General features: G+C 65.8%; 25 protein-coding genes and 1 tRNA gene. 19 read left to right on the forward strand and 7 right to left on the reverse strand.

The window, feature by feature from the left end:
* Positions 1-8 precede the first annotated feature (8 nt).
* The 5 genes from fmt to pheT all read left to right on the forward strand — a co-directional run bounded on the left by fmt (position 9) and on the right by pheT (position 6,523).
* Positions 9-980, forward strand: coding sequence for a methionyl-tRNA formyltransferase (fmt, locus tag AB1411_04265; GenBank protein MEW6542808.1), 972 nt, complete (start codon positions 9-11; stop codon positions 978-980).
* Between the two features lie 44 nt (positions 981-1,024).
* Positions 1,025-2,416: a 16S rRNA (cytosine(967)-C(5))-methyltransferase RsmB gene (rsmB, locus tag AB1411_04270; GenBank protein MEW6542809.1), complete on the forward strand. Its 1,392-nt coding sequence runs from the start codon at positions 1,025-1,027 to the stop codon at positions 2,414-2,416.
* A complete protein-coding gene (gene rpe / locus AB1411_04275; GenBank protein MEW6542810.1) occupies positions 2,413-3,129 on the forward strand; it encodes a ribulose-phosphate 3-epimerase in 717 nt (238 codons plus the stop codon). The genes rsmB and rpe overlap by 4 nt, the downstream gene beginning before the upstream one ends.
* 6 nt (positions 3,130-3,135) lie before the next feature.
* Positions 3,136-4,716, forward strand: a complete 1,581-nt coding sequence (locus tag AB1411_04280; GenBank protein ID MEW6542811.1) for a phenylalanine--tRNA ligase subunit alpha — start codon at positions 3,136-3,138, stop codon at positions 4,714-4,716.
* A 106-nt stretch (positions 4,717-4,822) separates the two neighbouring features.
* Positions 4,823-6,523 (forward strand): phenylalanine--tRNA ligase subunit beta, encoded by a 1,701-nt coding sequence (gene pheT / locus AB1411_04285; protein ID MEW6542812.1) that lies wholly within the window; start codon positions 4,823-4,825, stop codon positions 6,521-6,523.
* 32 nt (positions 6,524-6,555) lie between these two features.
* On the opposite strand, the gene rplT is transcribed toward pheT, so the two are convergent.
* From rplT to AB1411_04320, 7 genes are all read right to left on the reverse strand, one after another.
* Positions 6,556-6,912 (reverse strand): 50S ribosomal protein L20, encoded by a 357-nt coding sequence (gene rplT / locus AB1411_04290; GenBank protein ID MEW6542813.1) that lies wholly within the window; start codon positions 6,910-6,912, stop codon positions 6,556-6,558.
* Positions 6,913-7,007: 95 nt separating this feature from the next.
* Entirely contained in the window at positions 7,008-7,205 is a 198-nt protein-coding gene (rpmI, locus tag AB1411_04295; GenBank protein MEW6542814.1) for a 50S ribosomal protein L35, read from the reverse strand.
* Positions 7,206-7,249: 44 nt separating this feature from the next.
* On the reverse strand, positions 7,250-7,741 hold the full coding sequence (gene infC / locus AB1411_04300) for a translation initiation factor IF-3 (protein ID MEW6542815.1): 492 nt from the start codon (positions 7,739-7,741) through the stop codon (positions 7,250-7,252).
* A gap of 34 nt (positions 7,742-7,775) precedes the next feature.
* On the reverse strand, positions 7,776-9,719 hold the full coding sequence (gene thrS / locus AB1411_04305) for a threonine--tRNA ligase (protein MEW6542816.1): 1,944 nt from the start codon (positions 9,717-9,719) through the stop codon (positions 7,776-7,778).
* A gap of 66 nt (positions 9,720-9,785) precedes the next feature.
* Positions 9,786-9,860: transfer RNA gene (locus AB1411_04310), tRNA-Val, on the reverse strand.
* Positions 9,861-9,944: 84 nt separating this feature from the next.
* Positions 9,945-10,217: an HU family DNA-binding protein gene (locus AB1411_04315; protein ID MEW6542817.1), complete on the reverse strand. Its 273-nt coding sequence runs from the start codon at positions 10,215-10,217 to the stop codon at positions 9,945-9,947.
* A gap of 61 nt (positions 10,218-10,278) precedes the next feature.
* Positions 10,279-10,851, reverse strand: a complete 573-nt coding sequence (locus tag AB1411_04320) for a helix-turn-helix domain-containing protein (GenBank protein ID MEW6542818.1) — start codon at positions 10,849-10,851, stop codon at positions 10,279-10,281.
* Positions 10,852-11,409: 558 nt separating this feature from the next.
* Here AB1411_04320 and AB1411_04325 point away from each other — a divergent pair.
* From AB1411_04325 to AB1411_04390, 14 genes are all read left to right on the forward strand, one after another.
* Positions 11,410-11,862, forward strand: a complete 453-nt coding sequence (locus tag AB1411_04325) for an Rrf2 family transcriptional regulator (GenBank protein ID MEW6542819.1) — start codon at positions 11,410-11,412, stop codon at positions 11,860-11,862.
* 83 nt (positions 11,863-11,945) lie between these two features.
* Positions 11,946-14,444, forward strand: coding sequence for a sulfurtransferase TusA family protein (locus AB1411_04330; GenBank protein ID MEW6542820.1), 2,499 nt, complete (start codon positions 11,946-11,948; stop codon positions 14,442-14,444).
* A 115-nt stretch (positions 14,445-14,559) separates the two neighbouring features.
* Positions 14,560-15,270: a phosphoadenylyl-sulfate reductase gene (locus AB1411_04335; GenBank protein MEW6542821.1), complete on the forward strand. Its 711-nt coding sequence runs from the start codon at positions 14,560-14,562 to the stop codon at positions 15,268-15,270.
* A 75-nt stretch (positions 15,271-15,345) separates the two neighbouring features.
* Entirely contained in the window at positions 15,346-15,759 is a 414-nt protein-coding gene (locus AB1411_04340; protein MEW6542822.1) for a DsrE family protein, read from the forward strand.
* Between the two features lie 83 nt (positions 15,760-15,842).
* Positions 15,843-16,898 (forward strand): anthranilate phosphoribosyltransferase, encoded by a 1,056-nt coding sequence (gene trpD, locus AB1411_04345; GenBank protein ID MEW6542823.1) that lies wholly within the window; start codon positions 15,843-15,845, stop codon positions 16,896-16,898.
* A 52-nt stretch (positions 16,899-16,950) separates the two neighbouring features.
* Positions 16,951-17,748, forward strand: a complete 798-nt coding sequence (gene cysD, locus AB1411_04350) for a sulfate adenylyltransferase subunit CysD (GenBank protein MEW6542824.1) — start codon at positions 16,951-16,953, stop codon at positions 17,746-17,748.
* An 88-nt stretch (positions 17,749-17,836) separates the two neighbouring features.
* Complete coding sequence (locus AB1411_04355) at positions 17,837-19,681, forward strand: GTP-binding protein (protein MEW6542825.1); 1,845 nt, start codon at positions 17,837-17,839, stop codon at positions 19,679-19,681.
* 162 nt (positions 19,682-19,843) lie between these two features.
* Complete coding sequence (locus AB1411_04360; GenBank protein ID MEW6542826.1) at positions 19,844-20,761, forward strand: Mrp/NBP35 family ATP-binding protein; 918 nt, start codon at positions 19,844-19,846, stop codon at positions 20,759-20,761.
* Between the two features lie 93 nt (positions 20,762-20,854).
* Complete coding sequence (locus tag AB1411_04365; protein MEW6542827.1) at positions 20,855-21,598, forward strand: PCP reductase family protein; 744 nt, start codon at positions 20,855-20,857, stop codon at positions 21,596-21,598.
* A gap of 7 nt (positions 21,599-21,605) precedes the next feature.
* Positions 21,606-21,830, forward strand: a complete 225-nt coding sequence (locus AB1411_04370) for an addiction module protein (GenBank protein MEW6542828.1) — start codon at positions 21,606-21,608, stop codon at positions 21,828-21,830.
* A complete protein-coding gene (locus tag AB1411_04375) occupies positions 21,831-22,124 on the forward strand; it encodes a type II toxin-antitoxin system RelE/ParE family toxin (GenBank protein ID MEW6542829.1) in 294 nt (97 codons plus the stop codon).
* A gap of 238 nt (positions 22,125-22,362) precedes the next feature.
* Entirely contained in the window at positions 22,363-23,562 is a 1,200-nt protein-coding gene (locus tag AB1411_04380; protein ID MEW6542830.1) for a serine protease, read from the forward strand.
* 69 nt (positions 23,563-23,631) lie between these two features.
* Entirely contained in the window at positions 23,632-23,886 is a 255-nt protein-coding gene (locus AB1411_04385; GenBank protein MEW6542831.1) for an addiction module protein, read from the forward strand.
* Between the two features lie 40 nt (positions 23,887-23,926).
* Entirely contained in the window at positions 23,927-24,223 is a 297-nt protein-coding gene (locus tag AB1411_04390; protein MEW6542832.1) for a hypothetical protein, read from the forward strand.
* Positions 24,224-24,299: the final 76 nt, after the last annotated feature.

The following is a 24,299-nucleotide window of genomic DNA, read 5'->3' on the forward strand; positions in this document are numbered from 1 at the left end:
GCTGCGCCATGCGCCTCGTGTTCATGGGCACGCCGGAGTTCGCAGTCCCCTCGCTGGAAGCCCTGTTGCGGCACAGGGAGTCGGACGGGTTCGAGGTCGTCGGCGTCGTCACCCAGCCGGACCGGCCGAAGGGACGCAGACACGAAGTGGTCGCCTCCCCGGTCAAGCGGGTCTGCCTGCGCGAGGGGCTCCCGCTGCTGCAGCCGGCCAAGATGAAGGACCCGGCCTTCCTGGACGCCCTGCGGGCCTGGCGGCCCGATCTCGTCGCGGTGGCGGCGTTCGGGCGCATCCTCTCTCCGGCGATCCTCGCGATCCCTCCCAAGGGCTGCGTGAACGTGCACGCCTCCCTGCTGCCGAAGTACCGGGGGGCCGGCCCGATCCAGTGGGCCATCATCAACGGCGAGCGGGAGACCGGCATCACCACGATGCGGATGGACGAGGGGATGGATACGGGCGCCATCCTCCTGCAGGAGATCGTGCCGATCCGGGCCGACGACACGGCCGGTTCCCTGTCGGTCCGGCTGGCCGAGGTGGGCGGAAGGCTCCTGATCGAAACGTTGCGCTGCCTGCGGGACGGCACCGTGACGCCACGCCCCCAGGACCATGCCCAGGCCACGATGGCTCCACGGCTCGAGAAGGACGACGGCCTCATCGCCTGGACGCTGGACGCCCAGGCCATCGCCAACCGCGTCCGCGGGCTGTCTCCCTGGCCCGGCGCCTTTACCTATGCGGGCAAGGATCGCTGGATCCTGTGGCAGGCCTCGGTCGCCGACGGACCTTCCGGCTCCGCGCCCCCCGGAACGATCGTGGCGGTGGAGAAGGATCGCCTCCTCGTCGCAACCGGTCGCGGGCTGCTGGCCGTCACGGAGCTCCAGCCGGCGAACAGCCGCCGCATGACGGTGACCCAGTACCTGGCCGGACATCGGCTTGCGCCGGGAGCGGTGCTCGGTGCCGCGACGGCACCGGCCCAGGCGAGCTGACTCGTCGGTCCGTCCCGTCTATGGCGCCGGCTTCTCCATTGCCCGTGTCGTCTCCGATCCGGAAAGGGGCCAGGTCCGCGGCGCTCGAGGTGCTGACGCTCGTCGAGCGGCGTCACGACTTCGCCGACGAGGCGCTGGCTCGCGTGCTGGAACGTCGCCCGTTCGATGGGCGCGAGCGGGCCCTCTGCACGGAGCTGGTCTACGGCGTCCTGCGACATCGGGCCACGCTCGACTGGCGGCTCGCGCCCGTATCGGACCGGCCGATCGAGCGCCTGCCGCTCCCCGTCAGGATCGCGCTCCGCCTCGCCGCCTATCAACTGCTGCACCTCCAGAAGATTCCCGCCTCGGCGGCCGTGAACGAGTCGGTAGGCCTGGTCAAATCGGCTCGGCCGTCGCTCGGCCGGGACTGGAGCGGGTACGTGAACGCCGTCCTCCGGAGCCTGCTGCGGGCCCCCGCTCCTCCCTGGCCGGACCCGTCGGTTGATGCGGGCCAGGCCCTGGCCGTCCGCTACTCCTGTCCGGTCTGGCTGGCGGCGCGCTGGATCGACCGGCACGGGCTGGCGCGGGCTGAGGGCCTGTGCCGCGCCGCGCTCACGATCCCGCCGCTGACCCTGCGTGCCAATACCCTGCGGGTGGCCCGCGGGGCCCTGGCCGAGGAGCTGGTCCGGGCCGGATATGCCGTCAACCCGACGGCCGTCAGCCCGGTCGGCCTCGTGTTGGAGAAGTGCGGGCCGGTGGCGGAATTGGATCAATTCCGTCGGGGGCTCTGTTACGTCGAGGACGAGGGGGGACAGTTGGTGGCGCCGATCCTGGACCCGCAGCCGGGCGAGCTGGTGCTGGACGCCTGTGCGGCGCCAGGCGGCAAGGCCACGCATCTGGCCGCGCTGATGCAGAACCGCGGGCAGATCGTGGCGATGGACCGGAGCCAGCCGCGGCTCCGGTTGCTGGAGGAGAATTGCCGGCGGCTCGGCATCCGGATCATCACGCCGGTCGTGGCGGACGCGGCTGAGGACCTGTCCCGGCTGGTCGGGACGGAGCTGCCCGAGCGGCCTTTCGACCGGATCCTGCTGGACGCCCCCTGCTCCGGACTGGGCGTGCTGCGGCGGCATCCCGAAGGCAAATGGCAGAAGGAGGAACGGCTGCTGCCGACGCATCAGACGAGGCAATTGGCGATGCTTGATCGGGTGGCGCGCCTCTTGCGACGCGGCGGAGTGTTGGTCTATAGTACCTGCTCCACCGAGCCGGATGAAAACGAGGACGTCATCGAGCAATTCTGCAGGACGCACGCGGAGTTCCGGCGGGAGCCCGCCGGACCCTGGCTGCCGGAGGCCGCCCGCGATCTGCTGACCGGCCGGGGGGACTTCTCGACCCTGTTCAATACCCGTTCCATGGATGCCTTCTTCGCCGCCCGGCTCCGAAAGGCCGACCGTTCATGACTCGTCCAGGCGTCCGCATCGCCCCGTCCATCCTCTCCGCCGATTTTGCCCGTCTTTCAGACGAGGTGTCCCGCGTGGAGAAGGGCGGAGCCGATTTGCTCCACATCGACGTGATGGACGGGCATTTCGTGCCGAACCTCACCGTGGGGCCGCCGATTGTGGAGGCCCTCCGGAAGGTCACGAAGCTGCCGCTGGACGTGCACCTGATGATGACCAACCCGGACGCCTTCATCCCGGAGTTCGCCAACGCCGGGGCCGATTACCTGACGGTCCACGTGGAAACGTGCCCGCACCTGCATCGCACGATCCAGTCCATCAAGGAACGGGGCGTGAAGGCGGGGGTCTCGCTCAACCCGGCGACCCCGCTCAACGCCATCGAGGGCGTCATCGGAGACGTGGATCTGCTGCTCGTCATGACCGTCAACCCGGGGTTCGGCGGCCAGCACTTCATCGCCTCGACGCTCGAGAAAATCTCTCGCGCCCGACAGATCATCAACCGGAGCGGCAGCGCGGCCCTGCTCGAGGTGGACGGCGGAGTCAAGGTGGAAAACGCCGCCCAAATCGCCCGGGCGGGCGCGGACATCTTCGTCTCCGGATCGGCTATCTTCTCCAGCGCGGACTATGGCGCCACGATCAAGGCGATGCGGCAGGCCGCCCAGGCCGCGCGCAAAGGGATCAGGGGCGCGGGCGCTGCGGCCGGCGGGAGGGCGTGAGGCACGGTGGATCCCTCTTCCCTCATCAGCAGCCTGCATCCGCTGGAAATCAAGGTCCTGACCTCGCTCCGCGACCGTCAAGCCCAGTCCCCGTCCGGGTCCCTGAAGGAAGAGGAGCTGGCCCAGGCCGCGTCGCTCGAGCTGGCGCAGGTCAGCATGGCGATCGGGTGGCTGCTGACCAAGGGCTTGCTCGCCGTCCAGCAGGAAACCGTCGTCCGCCTGGCGTCCCTCACCCCGATCGGCAAGCGGTACTTCGAGAAGTATTCGCCGGTGGAGCGGATCCTCTCGGCCCTGCGGGACGCAAGCAAGACCGGGAAGCGGCTCACCATCCAGGACATCCAGGCCCGGGAGGGGCTGGAACCCAGCGAGGTGAGCGGCGCGGTCGGGGCCCTGAAGAAGGAAGGGGCGGTCAGGATCGTGCCGGGCGGCTTCATCGAAGCCACGGGGGCCCCGAGCCCCACCGCCGAATCGCTCCGCGCGCTGCTGCGGGATCTGCAGGGCACGTCCAAGAAGCTCGACTCGTTTCCGGAGCCCACGCGCCGGGTGATCGAGCAGCATGCGGTCAAGCGGGGGAACGCCCAGGAACCCTTCCGGATCGACGACCGGGTCGAGCGCTGGTACCGGCTGACCCAGGAGGGGGCGGCCGTCGCGCAACTCGTCTCGGAGGCAGGCCCCCTGGAGGAAGTGTCTCAGCTCACGCCGGAGCTCCTCAAGGACGGGTCCTGGCGGACCAAGCGCTTCCGCAAATACACGATCAGCCTCCGTCCGCCGCGCGTTCCGACCGGCAAGCGGCACCCCTATCGCGAGTTCCTGGACCAGGTCAAACACAAGTTCGCGAGCATGGGGTTCGAGGAGATGCGCGGCCCCCTAGTCGAAACCGAATTCTGGAACATGGACGCCCTGTACATGCCGCAGTTCCACCCGGCCCGCGCGATCCACGACGTGTACTTCGTCAAGCAGCCGACCCACGCGCGCGAAGACGGCTCGCACGAGCCGTTCCTTGCACGGGTGGCGGCCGTCCATCGTGACGGGGGCGACACGGGCTCGACCGGCTGGGGCTATGACTACGACTTGGCGCGCGCCCGCCGCCTGGTGTTGCGGAGCCAGGGGACGGCGGTCTCGGCCCGCACGGTGGCCGCAGGCCCCAAGGTCCCGGGCAAGTACTTTTCCATCGCCCGGTGCTTCCGGTACGACCAGGCGGACGCCACCCACGCCACGGATTTTTTCCAGATCGAGGGCATCGTCCTGGGCTCAGACATCAACTTTCGGACCCTGTTGGGCCTCCTGGACCTGTTCGCGCGCGAGGTGGCCCAGGCGAAGGAAAGCCGGTTCCTTCCCGCCTATTTCCCCTTCACGGAGCCCTCGGTCGAGTTGCACGTGCGCCATCCCAAGCTGGGTTGGATGGAGCTGGGCGGCGCCGGCCTCTTCCGGCCGGAAGTCACGCTGCCGCTCGGCGTGACCGTGCCGGTCATCGCCTGGGGATTGGGACTGGACCGCATGGCCATGGTCGCGCTGGGGATTCACGACATCCGCGACCTGTTCTCTGCGGATCTGGACATGATCCGCACGACGCGGGCACATTTCTGAGAAACCGTGATCGGTGGAAGGTGATCGGTGATGGGTGTCAGCCAGGAAAGGGGCTTCTCCGGATTCACTGATCACCCATCACCCGTCACCTGTCACCGCTAGGAACATGCCGACCATCTCGATTCATCAGTCTGATCTCGCGCAGCTCCTGGGCCGTTCGGTCTCGCCCAAGGACCTGGAGGCCTGGCTTCCGCTCGTGAAGGGAGAGCTGAAGGACCAGGACGGCGAGACCGGGGAACTGCGCATCGAGCTGCAGGACAGCAACCGGCCGGACCTCTGGTCCTGCGAGGGCGTGGCCAGGCAGATCCGCGTCAAGCTGACGGGCGCCGCTCCGGCCTATCCGTTTTTCCGCGCCTCTCAGAGGCCGGCCCGCCGGCTGGTGGTCTCGCCTGGCCTGGAGTCGGTGCGCCCCTTCGTGGCGGCCTGCGGCGCCACCGGGTATCGGGTGACGGAGCACGGGCTGGCTCAGCTCATCCAGGTCCAGGAGAAGCTGGCCGACATCTTCGGCCGCAAGCGCCGAACCGTCTCGATCGGTCTGTACCGCCTCCCCTCCATCGTCTTTCCGGTGAGCTACCGGCTGGTCAAGCCGGACGAAGCCCGCTTTACGCCGCTGGGCTTCGAGGACAAGCTGTCCTTGCGGGAGATCCTGGCCGTGCACCCGAAGGGCGTGGAGTACGGGCCCATCCTCGCCGGCCGCGACCGGCTGCCCTTGCTGGCCGATCAGGAGGGGCAGGTGCTCTCGCTCCCGCCCGTCATCAACAGCCGGGAGATCGGGGAAGTGCAGGTGGGGGATCAGGCGTTGTTCGTGGAAGTCACCGGGACCGACCTCCCGATGGTGCTGCTGACGCTGAACATCCTGGCCGTCAACCTGGCGGATCGCGGCGCCGCCATCGAGCCGATCGAGGTGGTCTATCCCTACGAGACCCGGTTCGGCAAAAGCGTGCGCACGCCCCTGGACTTCGGCAAGGCCCGGTCCATTCCGCTCAAGCTCGTCGAGACGGCGCTGGGCGAATCCCTGGACGCGGAGCAGACGCGGGAGGCCCTGCAAACCTACGGGTACGAGGTCGGCGCGGCTCGCGGGAAACTGTCCGCCAAGCTTCCCCCGTACCGGAACGACCTGATGCACGCGGTCGACGTCGTCGAGGACATCGCCATCAGCCGGGGGTACGGGACGTTCGCGCCGGTGATGCCGTCCCAGTTCACGGTGGGCAGCTTGTCACGGCTGGAGCAGGTGTCTGACCAGGTCCGCGATCTCATGGTCGGGCTCGGCTTTCAAGAGATCATCTCCAACATCATGGCGTCGCGACCCGAGTTGATCGGGCGCATGCGCCTGGCCGACAGCGCCTGGGGACAGGTCGTGGAAGTGGAGAACGTCATGTCCCAGAGCTATTCCTGCCTGCGACAGTGGATCACGCCGTCGCTGTTGCGGGTGGAGGCGGCGTCCAGCCGGGCCTTTTACCCGCACCGGCTGTTCGAGGTCGGAGAGGCCGCCGTGCCGGATTCGACGCAGGAGCTCGGGTCGCGCACCGTCCTGGCCCTGGGCGCGTTGATCGCCCACGCGAACGCGAACTTCTCCGAAGCCCATTCCTGCCTGGACGTGCTGCTGTTCTATCTGAATTGCGCGTACGCCCTGGAGCCGGCGGGGCACCCCTCGTTCCTCGAAGGCCGGGCGGGGCGCATCCTCATCCAGGGCCGGCCCGCCGGCCTGATCGGCGAGCTTCACCCGGAGGTGCTGGAGCAGTGGGAGATTGCGATGCCGACGGTGGTGTTCGAGTTGGAAGTCGACCGGCTGCTCGGAAGGAACTGAAGAAGGTGGCCAGTTACGCCCTGACCACTCTTTCACGCAACTGCGGCCTTGGCCATCTGAGCCAGCTTGTCGAATCCCGCCGGGTCTTTGATGGCCAGATCCGACAGGACCTTCCGATCCAGCAAGACGTTGGCCTTCTTCAGCGCGTTCATGAACCGGCTGTACGTCAGGCCGTGCTGCCGGACGGCTGCGCTGATGCGGGTGACCCAGAGCCGCCGGAAATCCCGCTTGCGCTTCCGTCGTCCGATGTAGGCGTAGACCTGGCCCTTGTCCACGGACTCCGTCGCGGTCCGGAACAGCCGACTCTTTCCCCCGTACTGGCCTTTCGCCAGCTTGATCCGCTTCTTTCTCCGCTGTCTGGTCTTGAACCCGCCTTTTACGCGAGGCATGTTTCAAACTCCTTTGTGGCTCGAGGTGCGAGGCACGGGGCTAGAGGCAAAAGGCAACCATTTCCCTCGCCTCGCGCCCCTTGTCCCTCGCCTCATCATCCGTTGTAAGGCAACAGGCGGCTGACGGCCAGGCGCATACCGGCGTCGACCGCCGCGGCTCCCGTGATCCGGCGCTTGCGCGTCCTCGATTTCGAAGTCAAGAGGTGGCGCTTGCCGGCCTTGCGCCGCATCAGTTTCCCCCCGCCGGTCCGTTTGAACCGCTTGCTCGTCCCGCTGTGAGATTTGAGTTTCATTCCCGCCATGTTTCTTGCTCCTATCGTTTTATAGCTGGAAGCCGTTAGCCCTTCGGCGCGACGATCATGATCAGGCTCCGGCCCTCGAACCGGGGCGCATACTCCACGGTGCCGACTTCGCCCAGGCTCGCGATCACCGTGTCCATGACCGCCCGGCCCATTTCCTGGTTCGCCATTTCCCGTCCGCGAAACGTCACCGTGACCTTGGTCTTGTTGCCGTCCGCGAGGAATTCCTTCATGTGCCGGATCTTGATCTCCAGGTCGTGCTTGTCGGTCCGGGGCCGCAGCTTGATCTCCTTGACCTGCGTGGATTTCTGGTGCCGGCGGCTTTGGTGCTCCTTCTTGCTCAGCTCGTACTTGTACTTCCCGTAGTCCATGATCCGGCAAACGGGCGGCTGGGATGTGGGTGCGACCTCGACCAGATCGTAGCCCAGATCCAGCGCCTTTCGGTACGCGTCGGGGGTCGCCATGATGCCCAACTGCTCCCCTTCGGGACCGATGACGCGGACTTGCGGGATCCGGATTTCACGATTCACGCGAAGCTTGGGGACGATACGGCACCTCTTGGTGTCAGGTTGACTGCAGCGACATCGCCTGGGCGATGTCGGCCTGGATCGTGGCGAGCACTTCCGCCTGGGACAGTGGGGCCGCAAGCTGCTCGCCGCCACGCTTGCGGACGGAGACCTTTCCCTCCTGCTTCTCGCGCGCACCGACGACGAGCATGTAGGGAATCTTGGCCTTCTCCGCCTCGCGGATCTTGTAGCCCGCCTTCTCGTTGCGCGCATCCACGTCCACGCGCAGTCCCGCGGCCCGGAGCCGCTCGGCGACGGAGTGGGCGTAATCCAACTGGTGTTCGCTGATCGGGAGCACGACGGCCTGGACCGGGGCCAGCCAGGTCGGGAAGGCGCCCGCATAGTGCTCGAGGAGGATCCCGAAGAAGCGCTCGATCGAACCCATGAGCGCGCGGTGGATCATGATCGGCTGGTGGGCCCTCCCGTCCTCGCCCGTGTAGGTCAGCTCGAAACGCTGGGGATTGTTGAAGTCCACTTGCACGGTCGAGCACTGCCAGGCCCGGCCGAGCACGTCCTTGATCTTGATGTCGATCTTGGGGCCGTAGAAGACCCCTTCGCCGGGGTCGACCCGGTACGCCACTCCCCGCCCCTTCAGCGCCGCCTCCAGCGCGCCGGTGGCCTGGGCCCAGTTGTCCGCCGAGCCCACGGCCTTCTCCGGCCTGGTGGAGAGGTACACCTCGAACTCGGAGAAGCCGAAGGTGCGCAGGACGAAGAACGTGAAGTCCAGCACGCGGCTGACTTCCGGTTCGATCTGGTCGGGCCGGCAGAACAGGTGGGCGTCGTCCTGTGTGAATCCCCGCACGCGCAGGAGCCCGTGCAGCACGCCCGTCCGTTCGTAACGGTACACCGTGCCCAGCTCGCCGTACCGGATCGGCAGGTCCCGGTAGCTCCGCAGGTGGGACTTGTAGATCATGATGTGGAACGGGCAGTTCATGGGTTTGAGCTGGTACTCGCTGGCTTCCAGCTTCATCGGCGCGAACATGTTCTCGCGGTAGTAGTCCACGTGCCCGCTGGTGCGCCAGAGGTCCAGCCGTGCCACGTGCGGCGAATAGACCAGCTCGTAACCCTGCCTGAGGTGCTGCTCGCGCCAGAAGTTTTCGATCAGGAGGCGGACGAGCGCCCCCTTGGGATGCCACAACACGAGCCCGGGCCCGATTTCGTCCTGGATCGTGATCAGGTCCAGCTCCCTGCCCAGCCGCCGGTGGTCGCGCCGCTTGATCTCCTCGAGCTTGGCCAGGTGGGCATCCAGCTCGGCCTGGGTCGGGAACGAGGTGCCGTAGATCCGCTGGAGCATCGGGTTGCGCTCGTCGCCCCGCCAGTAGGCACCGGCGCTGGAGACGAGCTTGATGGCTCCGACCCGGCCGGTCGAGGGCAGGTGCGGCCCTCGGCAGAGGTCGATGAAGCCGCCCTGGTCGTAGAGCGATGCGACCTCCTCCTCGATGGATTCGAGGATCTCGGCCTTGTAAGGCTCCCCACGCTGCCGGAAGAAAGCAGCGGCTTCCTTCCTCGGCATTTCCAGACGCTTGAACGGGCGGTTCGCCTTGATGATCTCGCGGGCGCGCGCCTCGATTTTTTCGAGGTCCTCCGGAGTGAACGGCCGCTCGAACGCGAAGTCATAGTAGAACCCGTCCTCGATGGCCGGCCCGATCGTGAGCTGGGCGGAGGGGAACACTTCCTTGACCGCCTGGGCCATGATGTGGGTGCTGCTGTGACGGTAGACCTCTTTCCCCTCCGGCGAATCGAAGGCGAGCGGCTCCAGGGCCGCGTCCTCGGTCAGGATCGTGGCGAGGTCTCTGGCGACCCCGTTCACCTTGACCGCGAAGGCGTCAGGAGTCAGCGCGCCGGCCTCGCGCAGGGCCTGCTCGGCGGTGCAGCCGGACGGGACCTGTCGGGCGGCTCCGCCCGGCAGGGTGACGGCAATCTGTTGGGTTCCGATCGGCATCGTTTCAAACAAGAAAAGGCATCAGAACCGCATCCGGAGCCTGGCGGTCCGATGCCCTCGGTCGGATGGTAGGCGCGGACGGTCTTGAACCGTCGACCTCTACCGTGTCAAGGTAGCGCTCTCCCCCTGAGCTACGCGCCTAACGTCCGCGGCCATGCTAATATAGCCCTGCCCGCAGTGTCAAGAACGTCACAAAGAAGAAGGAGTTAGGAGGTTTCTGCCGGCCTAGCGAACGGCGGCCCGCAGACCCTTGCCGGGTGAGAATTTTGGGACCCGCGCAGCCGGAATTCGCAACGCCTCGCCGGTGCGGGGATTGCGACCCGTCCGGGCTTTCCGCCGCCCCACAGAGAAGGTGCCGAAGTTCACGAGGCTGATCCGCTGGCCTTTCTTCAGCGTGGCCGTGACCGCGCCGGTGAACGCGTCCAGCGCACTGCCCGCGGCGACCTTCGTGATCCCCGCCGATGTCGCCATTTTTGCGATCAACTCTTCCTTCGTCATCGTGCCTCCTCCTTATGGGGCCTCTTGCGAGGCAGGCTGGTCAGGTCCGATGGGGTTCATCTCAGGCCTGCCGGGCCTTTCCCCGGCTGACCGTGATCCGGAGCTCCTTGATTTTTTTTCGAAGCGTATTGCGGTTCATGCCCAGGACATGGGCGGCTTGAATCTGGTTCCCGTTCGTTTCGCTCAGGACCCGGGCGATCAGGGGACGCTCGACGGCCTTGACCAGCATCGGGTGGAGATTCCGGGCGGTTCCATTTTTCATCTCTTTGACGAACCCGCCGAGCTTGGACTCGATGTACCCTTCCAGATCGACCCCGGCCTGGGGGTGCCCGTTGCCGTTGACCCAGGATCGCAGGATGCCCGGGGCGTGGCGGAGCACGGATCGTGATCCGGTGACGAGGAACGTCCTGTGTGGATTGATCAAGCGCTGAACCTCAGCCAGTTCATGGGACTGCCCCCGTTTGGTCTCCACGATCACGCCGTCATAGGTGCGCCTGGCGGCCGCCCGTTGCAGGGAGGCCCAGTCTTTCACGACCGTGACCGAGGCCTCCTGGAGGTCGTGTTTGAACTGCATCTGGAGGTCCGAGTCGGTCGCGAGAAGGAGCAGGCTGAAGACGGATGTTCGAACGGTCATGTGCGGACACCAGTCGCAGAGGGAGCGAAGAGGGCCGGAGTATGCTCCAAGGGTCGAACGATGTCAATCGGGAAAATCCCCCGATAGTATCGCGCGTGGCACGCAACGAAGATGCCAACCCAAAACCGCAACGATCCTGATGGATTTCGACGGAACCACATGGAGCAACTCGCAAGGGCGGCCACAAAATGCGGGGCACCGTGCCGATGTTTGGCGAGCCGTGGAGGAACAACCGGCCGCGCACGGTCGGCGATGGAGGACAAGATCATGGGAACGTGGCGACGCTCGAGCGTCTCTCTTCTGAAGTAGAAATTTTCCGGGAGGCGGGCATGACTGAGTCGTGATCTCGAAACGGCGCGATGCCGGTCCTCGATGAAAGAGTGCGGTGAGGAAAGGAGGATCTCACCGACGAGAATCGCCGGTGCGAGGCGGGAGGAATCCGGATTGCCGGTCCTTACGGCCTAGCAAGGGGGGCGGTCAAAAAATCGCTTGACGGTGCGGGGGGCTTCACTGTAGGATAGTCGCGAATTTCATTTCCTATCGGAATACTCAAATATCATGAAGGTCTCACAGAAGGCGACTTACGGTATCATGGCGGCTCTCGATCTGGCCGCGCATAACGGCACGGCGCCGGTCCAGGCCAAGGCCATTGCCCGCCGCCAGGCGATCCCGCTGCGATTCCTGGAGCAGGTGCTGCACGCCATGAAAAACGCAGGGATCGTAGACAGTCTCCGGGGAGCGCAGGGCGGGTATCTGTTGAGCAAGCTGCCGGCGGAGATTTCGTTGGCCGAGATCGTGGAAGCCCTGGACGGATCCCTGTCTCGCCCGTCGGGACATCGAGTCGGCCCGCGCCGTGCCGGGGAGCAGGCGAAGCCGGAACTCCTGCTGGCCAATGTCTGGGAGCGGGTCCGGCAAGCCGAGATGGAGGTATTGGGAGCCGTGACGCTCCAGGAGCTGGCCGACCGCCAGCAGCAACTGGAGCAGGAACGGGCGTTGATGTACCACATCTAAAGAATTGACGATTGTTGGATTGATACATTGACGGTTGATGGATTTAAAGCCGCCAATTACACGACCTTCATGGAGAAATTCCTATGACTCCCCAAACGACCCATCCAGTCGAGATACAGACGACCCCCATCCCGCCCGCGATCCTCGAGGAAATCGAGGCGTTTGAAGCGGAAGTGGCCCGCGTCAACGCCGGCGAGGTCTCGACCGACATCTTCAAGCCGTTCCGCCTCCAGCACGGGATCTACGGCCAGCGCCAGCCCGGAGTGCAGATGTTCCGGATCAAGATTCCGTTCGGCGGCTTGACCGCCAACCAGATCCGGCGGGTTGCGCAACTGGCCGAGACCTACACGACCGGCGTCGGCCACGTGACCACGCGCCAGGACATCCAGCTCCACTTCGCGGATCTGAACGACGTGGGCACCATGATGCGGCGGCTGGCGGAAGTCGGGCTGACGACCCGCGAGGCCTGCGCCAACACCGTGCGCAACGTGACCGCCTGCCACCTGGCCGGGGTCTGCCAGGGCGAGGTCTTCGACGTGACACCCTACGCCAAGACCGTGGCCCTGCACCTGCTCCGCAATCCGCTGAACCAGAGCCTGCCGCGGAAGTTCAAGATCGCCTTCTCCGGCTGCCGCCATGACTGCGCCCTGACTCCGATCCACGACGTCGGGCTCCTGGCCGCCAGGCGCGAGGACGGGACCATGGGCTTCCGGATGGTCGTGGGCGGCGGGCTCGGCTCCACGCCCCGGATCGCCCAGGTGCTGCGCGAGTTCGTCCCGATGGACGAGCTGATCCCGACGATCGAGGCCGTGATCAAGGTCTTCGACACGCTGGGCAACCGCAAGAACCGCCACAAGGCCCGGATGAAGTTCGTAATCGAGAAGCTGGGCTTCGAGGAGTTCAAGCGGCGCTGGGAGGAGGCCTACGTCGCCATGGGGCACGCGAGGCCCGACCGGAGCCCGATCAGGCTCCTTCAACACCAGGACGAGCCGCCGCTCATCATGCCGACCTCCCTCAAGGGCGGGAACGGCCAGAGGAACGGCGGAGGCAACGGCCACGCCGACCCGGAAACCGCCTACGCCACGTGGAGGCGGACCAACGTGATCCGGCAGCGGCAGCCCGGCTACGCCGCCGTGCTCATCAAGCTCCCGATGGGAGACATCACGTCGCCCCAGATGTACCACATGGCCGACTTGGCCGAGCGGTACTCCAACGGCAACCTGCGGACCACCATCAACCAGAACCTGATCGTCCGGTGGGTGCCCGAGTCCAAATTGGAGGACCTCCATCGCGAGCTGGCCGCCCAGGGCTTGGCGGACCCCGGCGCGGAACAGGTCGAGGACATCATCGCCTGTCCGGGTACGGACACCTGCGGCCTCGGGATTACCTCCTCCAAGGGGCTGGCCCGCGCCATGGCGGAGATCTTCCCGCCCGGCCGGGTGCCCGAGGATCTCAAGGACGTGACCGTCAAGATCAGCGGCTGCCACAACTCCTGCGCCCAGCACCACATTGCGACGATCGGGCTGCACGGGGTGGGCAAGCGCCTCGGCGACCACGTGGCCCCCCACTATGAGCTGCACCTGGGCGGGCAGGTGAACGGGACGGCCCGGATCGGTCAGATGACGGTCAAGCTGCCGGCCAAGAACGTGCCGGCCGCCGTCTCGCACCTGATCGAGGTCTACCGCCGCGACCGCAAGCCGGGGGAGAATCTGCAGACCTTCATCCTTCGGGCGGGGAAGTCGGCCCTCAAGGACGAGATGATTCCCTACACGATCGTTCCGGCCTTCGAGGAGGCCCCAGGCTATTACTACGATTGGGAGGGGGAAGACGAATTCGTGCTGGAGGATCTCGGCCCGGGCGAGTGTGCCGGCGGGGCCTTGGAGATGATTGACAACCGCATCCTGGAGGCGGAGCAGGAGCTGTACCAGGCACGCCTCCAAGCGGAGAAACACCAGCACGCCTTCGCGGTGAACAAGGCCTATCGGGCGGTGTTGGCCGGGGCCAAGGCCCTGCTGGTGACCGAGGGCCTCGATCCCGCCACCGATGCCGAGACCCTCGCCGAGTTCGAGCGGCATCTGACAAGTAAAGGCGTTGTCCCCGCCTCCTACCGGAATTTGAGTGAACAGGTCGGAGACCTGGGCCCGAAAGACGTCACGCCGGAATTCGTCCAGGCCAAGCTGGCCTTCGCCCGCGGCTTCGTGGAGGCCTGCAAGGCCGCCACGGAGGAGATGGGGAAGGACCTGAAGCTGAAGCAGGCCGAGGCGTCGGGAGGCGGGCAGCCGTCCGCCGCCGAGCCGGCGCCGGCTTCCCAGCCGGCAACCACGCAGCCAACGGTCTCCGAGCCGGCGGCCCCGGTCTATGACCTCCGCGGGGTGGCCTGCCCCCTCAATTACGTCAAGACCAAGCTGAAGCTCGAGATGATGGAGGCGGGCGAGAGGCTGGAGGTCTGGCTGGACGCGGGCGAGCCGATCAAGAACGTGCCGATGAGCCTGCGGAACGACGGCCACAAGGTCCTGGCCGAAGAGCCGTTGGATGCAGAGAAGGCCCACTACAAGGTGCTGGTCGAGAAGGTGGAAGGCTGAGACATGCTCAGGGGGTGGTGGTCGGTGGTCAGTGGACAGGATCGAGACGCTCTTCACGGACCCCCGACTACTGACCCCTGACCATGGTAGAAGGCAGGTAGAGAGGCGGCGCTGCATGACGGCCAGCAATAGACCCTCCGATGTGGAACTGAAGGCACTCAGCGACTCGTTCGAGTCGAAGCAGCCGCAGGACGTGCTGGCCTACGCCCTGGAGCGGTACGGCTCCCGGATCGTGCTGGCCTGCAGCTTCGGCGCCGAGGACGTGGCGCTGCTGGACATGATCCAGCGGATCAGCCCGCGGACGCCGCTCTTCTACCTGGACACGGACTTCCTGTTTCCGGAGACCTACGAGGTGCGGGACCGTCTCGTCGCACGCTACGGCCTGCAGCCCCAGCAGGTCATCCAGGTCAAGTCGAAGCTCACGCCCGAGCAGCAGGCCGCCCGGTACGGCGAGGCCCTCTGGGCGCGCGATCCGGACAAATGCTGCGAGCTGCGGAAGGTGGAGCCGTTGACCCGCGTGCTCGGCGGCTACGAAGCCTGGATCACCGGCATCCGGCGGGACCAGGCGCCCACCCGCGCCAACGCCGGGCTGGTCGAATGGGACGAGAAGTTCCAGCTCGTGAAGTTCAACCCGCTGGCGAAGTGGTCGGCCGCGGACGTCTGGGCGTACATCCGCGTCCACGAGGTGCCCTACAACGTGCTCCACGACCGCAACTATCCCAGCATCGGGTGCACCCACTGCACCGCGCCGGTTCAGCCGGGGGAGGACCCGCGCGCGGGCCGATGGAAGAATTTCGCCAAAACCGAGTGCGGACTGCATAAGTAGCGGACAGCAAGCAGCGAGCAGCCGCAGCAGGGGAAAGCTGCTCGCGACTTGCTATTCGCTGGTTGGGGAGGAGGAATGAAGAAGCTGGCGGTGATCGTGACGCGAGGCTCGTACAACAACCTGCTGCAGGCCTGCGAGTTCGTCCGGATAGCCGCGTCGGCCGGCATGCAGGTGAGCGTGCTCTTCCGGGACGAGGCGGCGGCCAAGCTGACGTCGGACCGGGTGAAGACACTGGTGTTTTCCGACGCCTACAAGGGAAGGGAGTCGCGGGCGCGGGAGATCCTGCGGGAGCGGAAGCGCGACGATCTGGCCGCGATTCTCCGCGAGATCAAGGAGCAGGGGGACGTCAAGTGGTCCGTCTGCCGGGACTCGATCGAGCTCTTCGAATTGAAGGTGGACCAGCTCATCCCGGAGTTGGACGAGGTGCAGAAGGCCGAGGCCTTCTGGAAGGAAGAAGTGGCGCAGGCCGACCGGGTCCTGACGTTCTAGGGAGGGAGTAGCGAACAGACGATAGCGAACAGCTCGGTATTCTGAGCTGCTGGCTATTTGCTGCCCGCTGTTCGCTGGTATTCATGCGGCAACTCATCGCGAAGATCGGCAAGGGCCCGAAGGCCTCCAAGGATCTGACCTGGGAGGAAGCCAAGCGGGCCATGCGCCTGCTCATCGAGGGGCAGGCCACGCCTGCGCAGGCCGGCGCGTTCCTGCTGGCGATGCGGATGAAGGGCGAGTCGGTCGCGGAGCTGGCGGCCTTCACCGCCGTCGCGCGGGAATACGTGGGGCCGCTGCCGCTGCCCAAGCCGCTGCCGCTCGTGGACGTGCCGGCCTACGCGGGGAAGCAGGAGACCTTCCACGCGGTGATCGGCGCGGCCATCGTGGCCGCCGCCGGCGGAGCGGCGGTCCTGGTCCACGGCCATGAGGGAATCCCGGAACGGCCGGGTACGGCCGGCGTCCTGGCCAAGCTGGGCATTCCGACCGACCTGAAGCCGGGACAGGTCGCGGAGGAGCTGGCGGCCAAGGGATTCGCCTATTTGGACATCGCCCTCTATCATCCGCCGGTAGCCCGGTTTCTGGACCTGCGGCGGGAGTTGGGCGTGAGGAGCCTGTTCCACCCGGTCGCCAAAATGCTGAATCCGGCCAGGGCCGGATCGCAGGTCATCGGCCTGAGCCATCCGCCCTATTTCGAAAAGACGGCCGAAGCCTTGAAGCTGCTCGGCGGCAGGCGGGCGCTGATCCTCCGCGGCGTCGAAGGGGAGCCGGAGCTCTCGATCGCGTCCGTGACCAAGGTGCTGGAGCTGCACGACGAGCGCATCTTCCCGCTGACCCTGCAGCCCAAGGACTTCGGGCTGCCGATGGCCTCTTCCCAGGTCATGGCCGGGTTTCCCCCCGCGCAGGTCGAGCAGGAGGCCGCATTGCTCGCGCGCCTCCTGCGCAACGAGTTGCGGGGCGGCCAGCGGGACTGGATCGCGCTGAACGCCGCCATGCTGCTCTACGCGGCCGGCAAGGCCGCCTCGATCTCGGCCGCGCTGCCCCCGGCCCAGCAGGCCCTGGACTCGGGCGCCGCGGCCCGCAAGCTGGTGGAGCTCGCAACGGCCGGAGAGCCAGTCGGCGCGGTTGTCACGAAAACGTGAGTTGCGAAGTTCGCTGTTGATCAGAAACTGAAAACTGACAACTCTTTTGTTTATGAAGCACCTCCGCCAGCTCGAAGACCAGAGCGTCTACATCCTGCGCGAAGCCTACAAGCACTTCGACAACCTGGCCATGCTCTGGTCCATGGGAAAGGACTCGACCGTGCTCCTGTGGCTGGCGCGCAAGGCGTTTTTCGGCCACGTCCCCTTTCCCCTGCTGCACGTGGACACCAGCTACAAGATCCCCGAGATGATCCAATACCGCGACCGGCTGGCGCGCGAATGGCGCCTGAACCTGGTGGTCGGGCAGAACAAGGAGGCGCTGGCCGCCGGCATGAACCACACGAAGGGCCGGGTGGTCTGCTGCACGGCCTTGAAGACCGAGGGGCTGAAGCAGCTCATCGAGCAGCGGGGCTACACCGGGATCATCCTCGGCGTGCGGGCGGACGAGGAGGGGACCAGGGCCAAGGAGCGGTACTTCTCCCCGCGCGACAAGAACAACGAGTGGGACTTCCGCGACCAGCCGCCGGAGCTCTGGGACCAGTTCAAGACCACGTTCCCGCCGGGGACGCACATCCGCATCCACCCCTTGCTGGATTGGACCGAGATCAACATCTGGGAATACATCAAGCTGGAGAACATCCCGTTCATTGACCTCTATCTGGACCGGGGGGACGGGACCCGCTACCGGAGCCTGGGCTGCGCCCCCTGCACGTTCCCGATCAAGTCCACCGCCAAGACCGTGGACGACATCATCCGGGAGCTGCGCGAGACCACCGTGCCCGAGCGGGCCGGCCGGGCGCAGGACGAGGGGCGCGGGATGGAGCTGCTCCGCAAAGAAGGCTACATGTGAGTGAAACAATGCTGAACGATGAACGCGGAACGCTGAATCAGGCCTCTGTCCGTTCATCACCCATCATTCAGAGTGCGACATTCTGACCATGAACGCCACCAACACCAAGCCCGGCGAGCACCTCAACATCGTGATCGTCGGCCACGTGGACCACGGGAAGTCCACGCTGCTGGGCCGGCTCTACGCCGACACCGGCTCGCTCCCCGACGGCAAGCTGGAGAAGGTCCGGGCCATCTGCCGCCAGCAGGGCAAGGAGTTCGAGTACGCCTTCCTCTTCGACGCCTTTTTGGAGGAGCAGGAGCAGGGGATCACGATCGACACGGCCCGCACCTTCTTCACCTGGAAGCAGCGGCAGTACATCATCATCGACGCGCCTGGGCACAAGGAATTCCTCAAGAACATGATCTCCGGCGCCGCGCGGGCGGAGGCGGCGCTGCTGCTGATCGACGCGCTCGAGGGCGTGCGGGAGCAGTCCAAGAAGCACGGCTATCTGCTCTCCCTGCTGGGCGTCAAACAGGTGGCCGTGGTCGTGAACAAGATGGACCTGGTCGGCTACCGGCAGGACGTCTTCCGGGGGATCGAGAAGGAGTATCGGGACTTCCTGGCCCAGTTGAAGGTCGTGCCGGAGCAGGTCATCCCGGTGAGCGCGAAGCTGGGCGACAACATCGCCGGCCGCAGCGACGCCATGCCCTGGTACGGCGGGCCGACCGTGCTCGAGACGCTCGAGCGCTTCCGCAAGGAGGCGGCCCGCATCGAGCAGCCGCTCCGGTTCCCGATCCAGGACGTCTACAAGTTCGACGCGCGGCGGATTCTCGCCGGCCGGATCACGGCCGGCCGCCTGCGGGTGGGCGACCGCCTGGTCTTCTCCCCGTCCAACAAGACGGCCGGCGTCAAGTCCGTCGAGGCCTTCAACGTCGAGCCGCCGCCGGCCGAGGCGCAGGCCGGCCAGTCGGTCGGGATCACGCTGGACGAGCAGATCTTCGTCGAGCGCGGCGAGCTGGTCTCCCACCAGGACGACCTGCCGCTCGTGTCCACCGCCTTTCGCGCCAACCTCTTCTGGCTGGGCCGCCGCCCGCTGGAGCAGGACCGCCAGTACGTCCTGCGGCTCGCGACCCGCGAAGTCGAATGCCAGGTGGCCATCATCCACCGGATCGTGGACGCGACCGACCTGGCCCAGCAGTTGGGCGGGAACGTCGTGGGCCGGAACCAGGTGGCCGAGCTGACGATCCGGACCAAGGCCCCGGTGGCGTTCGACCTCTCCAGCTCGTTCGAGGCGACAGGGCGGTTCGTCCTCGTGGACGAGTACGACATCGCGGGCGGCGGCATCGTCACTGAGCTGGTCCACGACGAGCAGGAGTTCCTGCGGGACGAGGCGCGGCGGCGCGACTTCGCCTGGGTCAAGGGGGAGGTCCGCCCGGAGGACCGCGCGCTCCACTACGGCCACCGGGCCGCGGTCGTGCTGTTCACCGGCGCCCCGCACACGGGCAAGTCGTTCCTCGCGCGCAAGCTGGAGTCGCTCCTGGTGGCGGAGGGACGGCACGCCTATCTCTTGGAAGGGGAGAACCTCCAGCGCGGCCTGGACGCGGACCTGGCGGCGACGGACCGGGCGGCCACGACGGAGACGATGCGCCGCTACGGGGAGGTGGCGCGGCTGCTGACCGACACGGGCCTGATCGTGGTGACCACGACCAAGACCTTCGCCAACGCCTACCGCGTGGCGGCCCAGGCGATCCGAACGCTGGTCCACCCGGCCCCGGTCGTGGCCGTCCACATGAGCAAGGGGGAGGAGGAGCCGCCGCCCGACACGGACCTGCACTTCGTGGGGCCCCAGAACTTCGACGAGGCGGCCCGCCGGGTGATCGAGGAGCTCAAGAAGCGTGGGGTGCTGGCGCAGGCCATCGGCGCCAAGCCGACGTTCCAGTACTCGATCTGAACAGCAGGCGCGAGGTGCGGGGCACGAGGCGAGAGGGTTCGTGCGTGGTTTGACTCCGTGGAAAACCCTGTGTTAGGGTTGCTGCCTCAAGCCCAAGCAAGAGGCGATGATCTGTGACCCATAGCCTCTCGCCCCTCGCCTCGCGCCTTCTGAAAGGGCCGCATGGAAGAAAAAAACCTCAAGACGATCCTGGATAAGCTCCAGTACACCGACGACGCCAAGGTGATCCAGCAGATCACCGAGCAGGTGAAGCAGGTGCAGGCCCGCATGGCCGGTATCCGGCGCAAGCTCGTGGTCATGAGCGGGAAGGGCGGCGTCGGGAAGAGCATGACGACCGTCAACCTGGCGCTGGCCTTTGCCCGGCTGGGCCACAAGGTCGGCCTGCTGGACGTGGACCTGAACGGTCCCTGCGTCCCGCGCATGCTCGGCATGCACGGCCAGTCGCTCACGCTTACGCCGGAGGGCGCGCTGCCGCCGACCGGCCCCCTGGGCGTCAAGGTCGCCTCCATGGACTTCTTCCTGGACGCCGGCTCGCCGGTCCGCTGGAAGGGCCCGATGGACCTCAGCCCGGTCTGGCTGGGGGTGATGGAGATGAACGTGATCCGGGAGTTCCTGGCGGACGTGGCCTGGGGCGAGTTGGATTACCTGCTGACCGACCTGCCGCCCGGCGCCGCCGCCGACAAGCCGCCCGTGATCGCCGGGTTCATCCCGGACCTCGCCGGCGCCATCGTCGTGACGACCCCCTCGGAGGTGGCCTCCGACGTGGTCCAGAAGTCCATCACCTACGCGCGGGACATGGGGATCAAGGTCCTGGGCCTGGTCGAGAACATGAGCACCTACCGCTGCCCCTCCTGCGGGTCCGAGCACGAGCTGTTCGAGGGCAATACCGAGGCCCTGTGCGAGGCCCTGGACGTGCCGCTCCTGGGCCGCATCCCGTTCGACCGGACGCTGGCCCGCACCTTCGACAAGGGCGCGCCGCTGCTGGACGAGACCTATCCGACCCTCCAGCGGTACCGGGAGATTGCCGAGCGGGTGCAGGCGCTCGTAGACTATAAGAAAGTGCTGGCGGAAAAACTCTAAACGACGGGCGAGAGGGGGGGCACGAGGCGAGAGGGTCCAGAATGAAGGTAACACCTCGCCACTAGCCCCGCACCCCGTGCCCAGGAGTTGAAGATGAAATTCGTCTGTTTGAACTGCGAAACCTACATGACCTTCGAGAAGGTGGAGAAGCCGGCGGAGGGCTCGCTAGGCGTCTTCTTCGCCTGCCCGTCCTGCGGCGCCAAGTTCTCGATGGTGACCAACCCGGGCGAGACCCAGATGGTCAGCTCCCTGGGCGTTCAGCTCGGCGGGCGGACCGCCGCGGCCCAGCCCTTCGAGATGACCCGCGGCACGCTCAAAGAGGAGGCCCTCGCGGGAGCCGGGCAGATGGGCGCCTACCTGAACGAGAAGATTCAGGCCGGCCAGCCGGCCGGGGCCAAGGCCAGCGCTGCGCCCCAGGCGAAGGAAGGGGAGAAGTCCGGAGGCGGCTGCCCCTTCTCGGCCATGGTGGCCCAGATGGGGCTCACCTCCTCGACCAGCCAGGCCGGAACCGCCGAGTTCACCTGGACCGCCGACGCCACGGAGAAACTGGAGCGGCTGCCCTCGTTCGTCAAGCCGATGGTCAAGGCGAGCATCGAGGCCTACGCGCGCAAGCAGGGCCTGACCAAGATCACGCTCCAGGTCATGGACGAGGCCAAGAGCGATTCCAACGGCATCGCCTGGTCGCCGGAGGCGGAGCGGCGCCTGGAGAACATCCCGGACTTCATCCGGCCCATGGCCAAGCGCGAAATCGAGCGGCTGGCCAAGGAGCAGGGCGCGACGACCGTCACCGCCCAGGTGATGGACTCGGCCAAAGAAAAATTCATGAAGTTCATGTAAGCAGGCCATGAACCTGGAGAAACTTGAAGCCGAAGCGCTCAAACTGGACCCGAAGGCACGGGCGCGTTTGGCCGGCAAACTGCTGGAAAGCCTCGAACAGCTCTCCGACGAAGAAAACGCTCGCCTGTGGGCGGAGGAAGCCCAGCGGAGGGACGCGGACATGGACGCGCATCCCGACGCCGAATGTTCTGCCGAAGAAGTCTTTCGCGAGGCCAGAGCCAAGCTGAAATGAATGGAGCGAGTCTCCTTTCATCGGCTGGCCCGGCATGAACTGCTCGACGCCGCCTTCTTCTACGACGTCGAAAGCCCGGGACTCGGCTCCGCGTTCCTCGACGAAGTCGGACATTGCAGCCGAACCATCCTCGAGTTTCCTGAAGCTGGCCCGCTGATGACCGGCACGGTCCGCCGGCGACTCGTTCGCCGATTCCCCTACGCGCTTCTCTATTCCATCAAAGCCGACAGAATCCGCGTGCTGGCGGTGATGAATCTGAAGCGGCGCCCGATGTACTGGGTGGGCCGTGAATGACGCTCCCCTCGTCCGAGCACCACCAGCCCCACAGAAATAGGCTACTGGCCAATGTAGGCTGGGCCAGCAGCAGTGTTTTCTCGTTGGCGGTTATTGACACGGTTCCTCGAAATGCCGATGATGTCAGCAACGTTCGGCTAACAGAGCTCGGGCACGGTCAGGGATAAGCTGCCAGTATCTGGGTCCCTGCCGCCGCTCACTTAGTTAGGTGCCCCTGCCTGGTTTTCTGGAGACCACAGTGCCCCTGGCGCTGACACCTTCTGAGCAGCTGACGTACTCGACGGTGCGCATCGAGTGCGAAACCGCGACTGGCACGAGCGTGGGCACTGGCTTCTTCTACCGCTTCGCCGAACAAGGCGAGCAGTATGTCCCGGCAATTGTCACAAACAGGCACGTCGTTGAAGGAGCACGGCAAGGGCGGATCTTTCTTCACACCTCCGACACTCAGGGTAATGTCATTGCGGGGCAGCACTATAGCTGCACGCTTGAGCAGTTCGCGGACTTCTGGATTCCGCACCCAGACGCGACGGTGGACCTCTGTGCTCTCCCGATAGCTGCGCTCCATCAGGACGCCGAAGCGCGTAGCACGCCTCTCTTCTATATCGCTCTCAACGCCTCCGTGACGGCCACACCAGCGTTGTTCGCCGAGCTCACGGCGCTCGAAGACATCGCCATGATTGGCTATCCCACCGGCATCTGGGACTCGAAGAACAACATGCCGATCATTCGCAGGGGTATTACCGCAACGCCCTCGAACCAAGACTACGAAGGGCGACCCGAGTTCATGATCGACGCCGCGTGTTTTCCAGGATCGAGCGGATCTCCGGTGTTTCTCTATAACGTTGGCTCGTACGCCAGTCGTGATGGGGCCACGGTCATAGGCAGCCGCATCGCTCTCCTCGGGATCCTGTACGCAGGGCCGCAATTCACGGCCGAGGGGGACCTCGAGATCGTGACCGTGCCCACACAGCAAAAAGTGGTGTCGCGCGCGCTCATCCCGTTAACTTGGGCGTCGTCATCAAGGCCACTCGGCTTGCTGACTTCGAAGGCATCTTCGCGTCGCGATCATGACGTAGGTGTTGACGCCTGCATGGATATAGCGCTCGAGTCGCGCGTCCGGCGCGCGGCACACGAGAAGCCCGACCCGCCACAAAACAGGAGCGACGAATTTATGAAGAAGAGGAAGTCTGAGTTACACGACTGGCTGCGACCGGAATACAAGCGCTCCGATTTCGGAAAGTTTGTTCGTGGGAAATATGCCAGGCAGGTTCGCGCCTCTACGAACGTTGTCGTGCTCGATCCACAAGTCGCAAAAGTTTCCCCCAATGATGAAGCGGTCAATGCGGCCCTGCGCGGCCTCATGGAGGTCGCGCGGTCCTCGGCTCGGCGACCCTCGCGTTCAACTCGGACTCGCGCGAAAGTGGCGCGCGCCGGTTAACTTTGACGTTAGCAGCTTACATGGATATTCGGTAAACTGAGCGCCTGCAAGTCACGCGAGGGAGCCGTTATGGCGCGCCAAGTTGAAAAGATCAAGCAAGAAATCCGCCCGTTGAGCACTGCGGAGAAAGCGAAACTGCTCCGCTTGCTCATCGCCGAACTCGATGCTCCGGCTGACACCGACGTGGAGAGCGCATGGCTCGAAGAGGCGCGGAGACGGCACTGGGAGTTCGTGGAAGGAAAAGCGCATGGAATCCCTGGCGGGCGTGTATTTGAAAATATTCGCGCGCGTCTTCGCCGACAAGCTATGAATCCCAGGGGCTGAGAGCCGATACTGCGCGAGGCTCATCCCTGCAGTAAGGGCGATGGACGCGAAGCCTTCAAAGAATCCGACCGTGGCGGGCATCCTGTCCGGGCTGATGCCGGGCTTGGGCCAGTTCTACTGCCGGCAGTGGAAGAAGGGGGCGGGGTTCCTGGTCGGCGCGATCGTGGTGGACGCGGCGCTGGGCGTGTCGGCCGGATTCCTCAAGCTGCTGCAAACCGGCGGAATGGGCCTCACGCCGGACGAAGCCACCTCGATCCTCCTCCGTTCGCTCCCGTTCCTGGCCCTTGCGCTCTGGAGCGTCGTGGACGCGGTCCGCACGGCCAGGCGGTCTTCCTAACGATAGGTGAACGGACCGCTGTTTCTCCGCGTCTTCTTCTGCTCCCGCGGCGTTGACTCCCTGTGGACGGCTGTGT

It is taken from the genome of Nitrospirota bacterium (genome assembly GCA_040757595.1).
In the GTDB taxonomy this organism is placed as follows: domain Bacteria; phylum Nitrospirota; class Nitrospiria; order Nitrospirales; family Nitrospiraceae; genus JBFLWP01.

Excerpts from the sequence above, each read along its gene's own strand:
- fmt (MEW6542808.1), top strand. The coding sequence starts at position 9 with ATGCGCCTCGTGTTCATGGGCACGCCGGAGTTCGCAGTCCCCTCGCTG.
- rpe (MEW6542810.1), top strand. The coding sequence starts at position 2,413 with ATGACTCGTCCAGGCGTCCGCATCGCCCCGTCCATCCTCTCCGCCGAT.
- pheT (MEW6542812.1), top strand. The coding sequence starts at position 4,823 with ATGCCGACCATCTCGATTCATCAGTCTGATCTCGCGCAGCTCCTGGGC.
- rplT (MEW6542813.1), bottom strand. The coding sequence starts at position 6,912 with ATGCCTCGCGTAAAAGGCGGGTTCAAGACCAGACAGCGGAGAAAGAAG.
- rpmI (MEW6542814.1), bottom strand. The coding sequence starts at position 7,205 with ATGAAACTCAAATCTCACAGCGGGACGAGCAAGCGGTTCAAACGGACC.
- thrS (MEW6542816.1), bottom strand. The coding sequence starts at position 9,719 with ATGCCGATCGGAACCCAACAGATTGCCGTCACCCTGCCGGGCGGAGCC.
- AB1411_04315 (MEW6542817.1), bottom strand. The coding sequence starts at position 10,217 with ATGACGAAGGAAGAGTTGATCGCAAAAATGGCGACATCGGCGGGGATC.
- AB1411_04320 (MEW6542818.1), bottom strand. The coding sequence starts at position 10,851 with ATGACCGTTCGAACATCCGTCTTCAGCCTGCTCCTTCTCGCGACCGAC.
- AB1411_04325 (MEW6542819.1), top strand. The coding sequence starts at position 11,410 with ATGAAGGTCTCACAGAAGGCGACTTACGGTATCATGGCGGCTCTCGAT.
- AB1411_04330 (MEW6542820.1), top strand. The coding sequence starts at position 11,946 with ATGACTCCCCAAACGACCCATCCAGTCGAGATACAGACGACCCCCATC.
- AB1411_04335 (MEW6542821.1), top strand. The coding sequence starts at position 14,560 with ATGACGGCCAGCAATAGACCCTCCGATGTGGAACTGAAGGCACTCAGC.
- AB1411_04340 (MEW6542822.1), top strand. The coding sequence starts at position 15,346 with ATGAAGAAGCTGGCGGTGATCGTGACGCGAGGCTCGTACAACAACCTG.
- trpD (MEW6542823.1), top strand. The coding sequence starts at position 15,843 with ATGCGGCAACTCATCGCGAAGATCGGCAAGGGCCCGAAGGCCTCCAAG.
- cysD (MEW6542824.1), top strand. The coding sequence starts at position 16,951 with ATGAAGCACCTCCGCCAGCTCGAAGACCAGAGCGTCTACATCCTGCGC.
- AB1411_04355 (MEW6542825.1), top strand. The coding sequence starts at position 17,837 with ATGAACGCCACCAACACCAAGCCCGGCGAGCACCTCAACATCGTGATC.
- AB1411_04360 (MEW6542826.1), top strand. The coding sequence starts at position 19,844 with ATGGAAGAAAAAAACCTCAAGACGATCCTGGATAAGCTCCAGTACACC.
- AB1411_04365 (MEW6542827.1), top strand. The coding sequence starts at position 20,855 with ATGAAATTCGTCTGTTTGAACTGCGAAACCTACATGACCTTCGAGAAG.
- AB1411_04370 (MEW6542828.1), top strand. The coding sequence starts at position 21,606 with ATGAACCTGGAGAAACTTGAAGCCGAAGCGCTCAAACTGGACCCGAAG.
- AB1411_04375 (MEW6542829.1), top strand. The coding sequence starts at position 21,831 with ATGGAGCGAGTCTCCTTTCATCGGCTGGCCCGGCATGAACTGCTCGAC.
- AB1411_04385 (MEW6542831.1), top strand. The coding sequence starts at position 23,632 with ATGGCGCGCCAAGTTGAAAAGATCAAGCAAGAAATCCGCCCGTTGAGC.
- AB1411_04390 (MEW6542832.1), top strand. The coding sequence starts at position 23,927 with ATGGACGCGAAGCCTTCAAAGAATCCGACCGTGGCGGGCATCCTGTCC.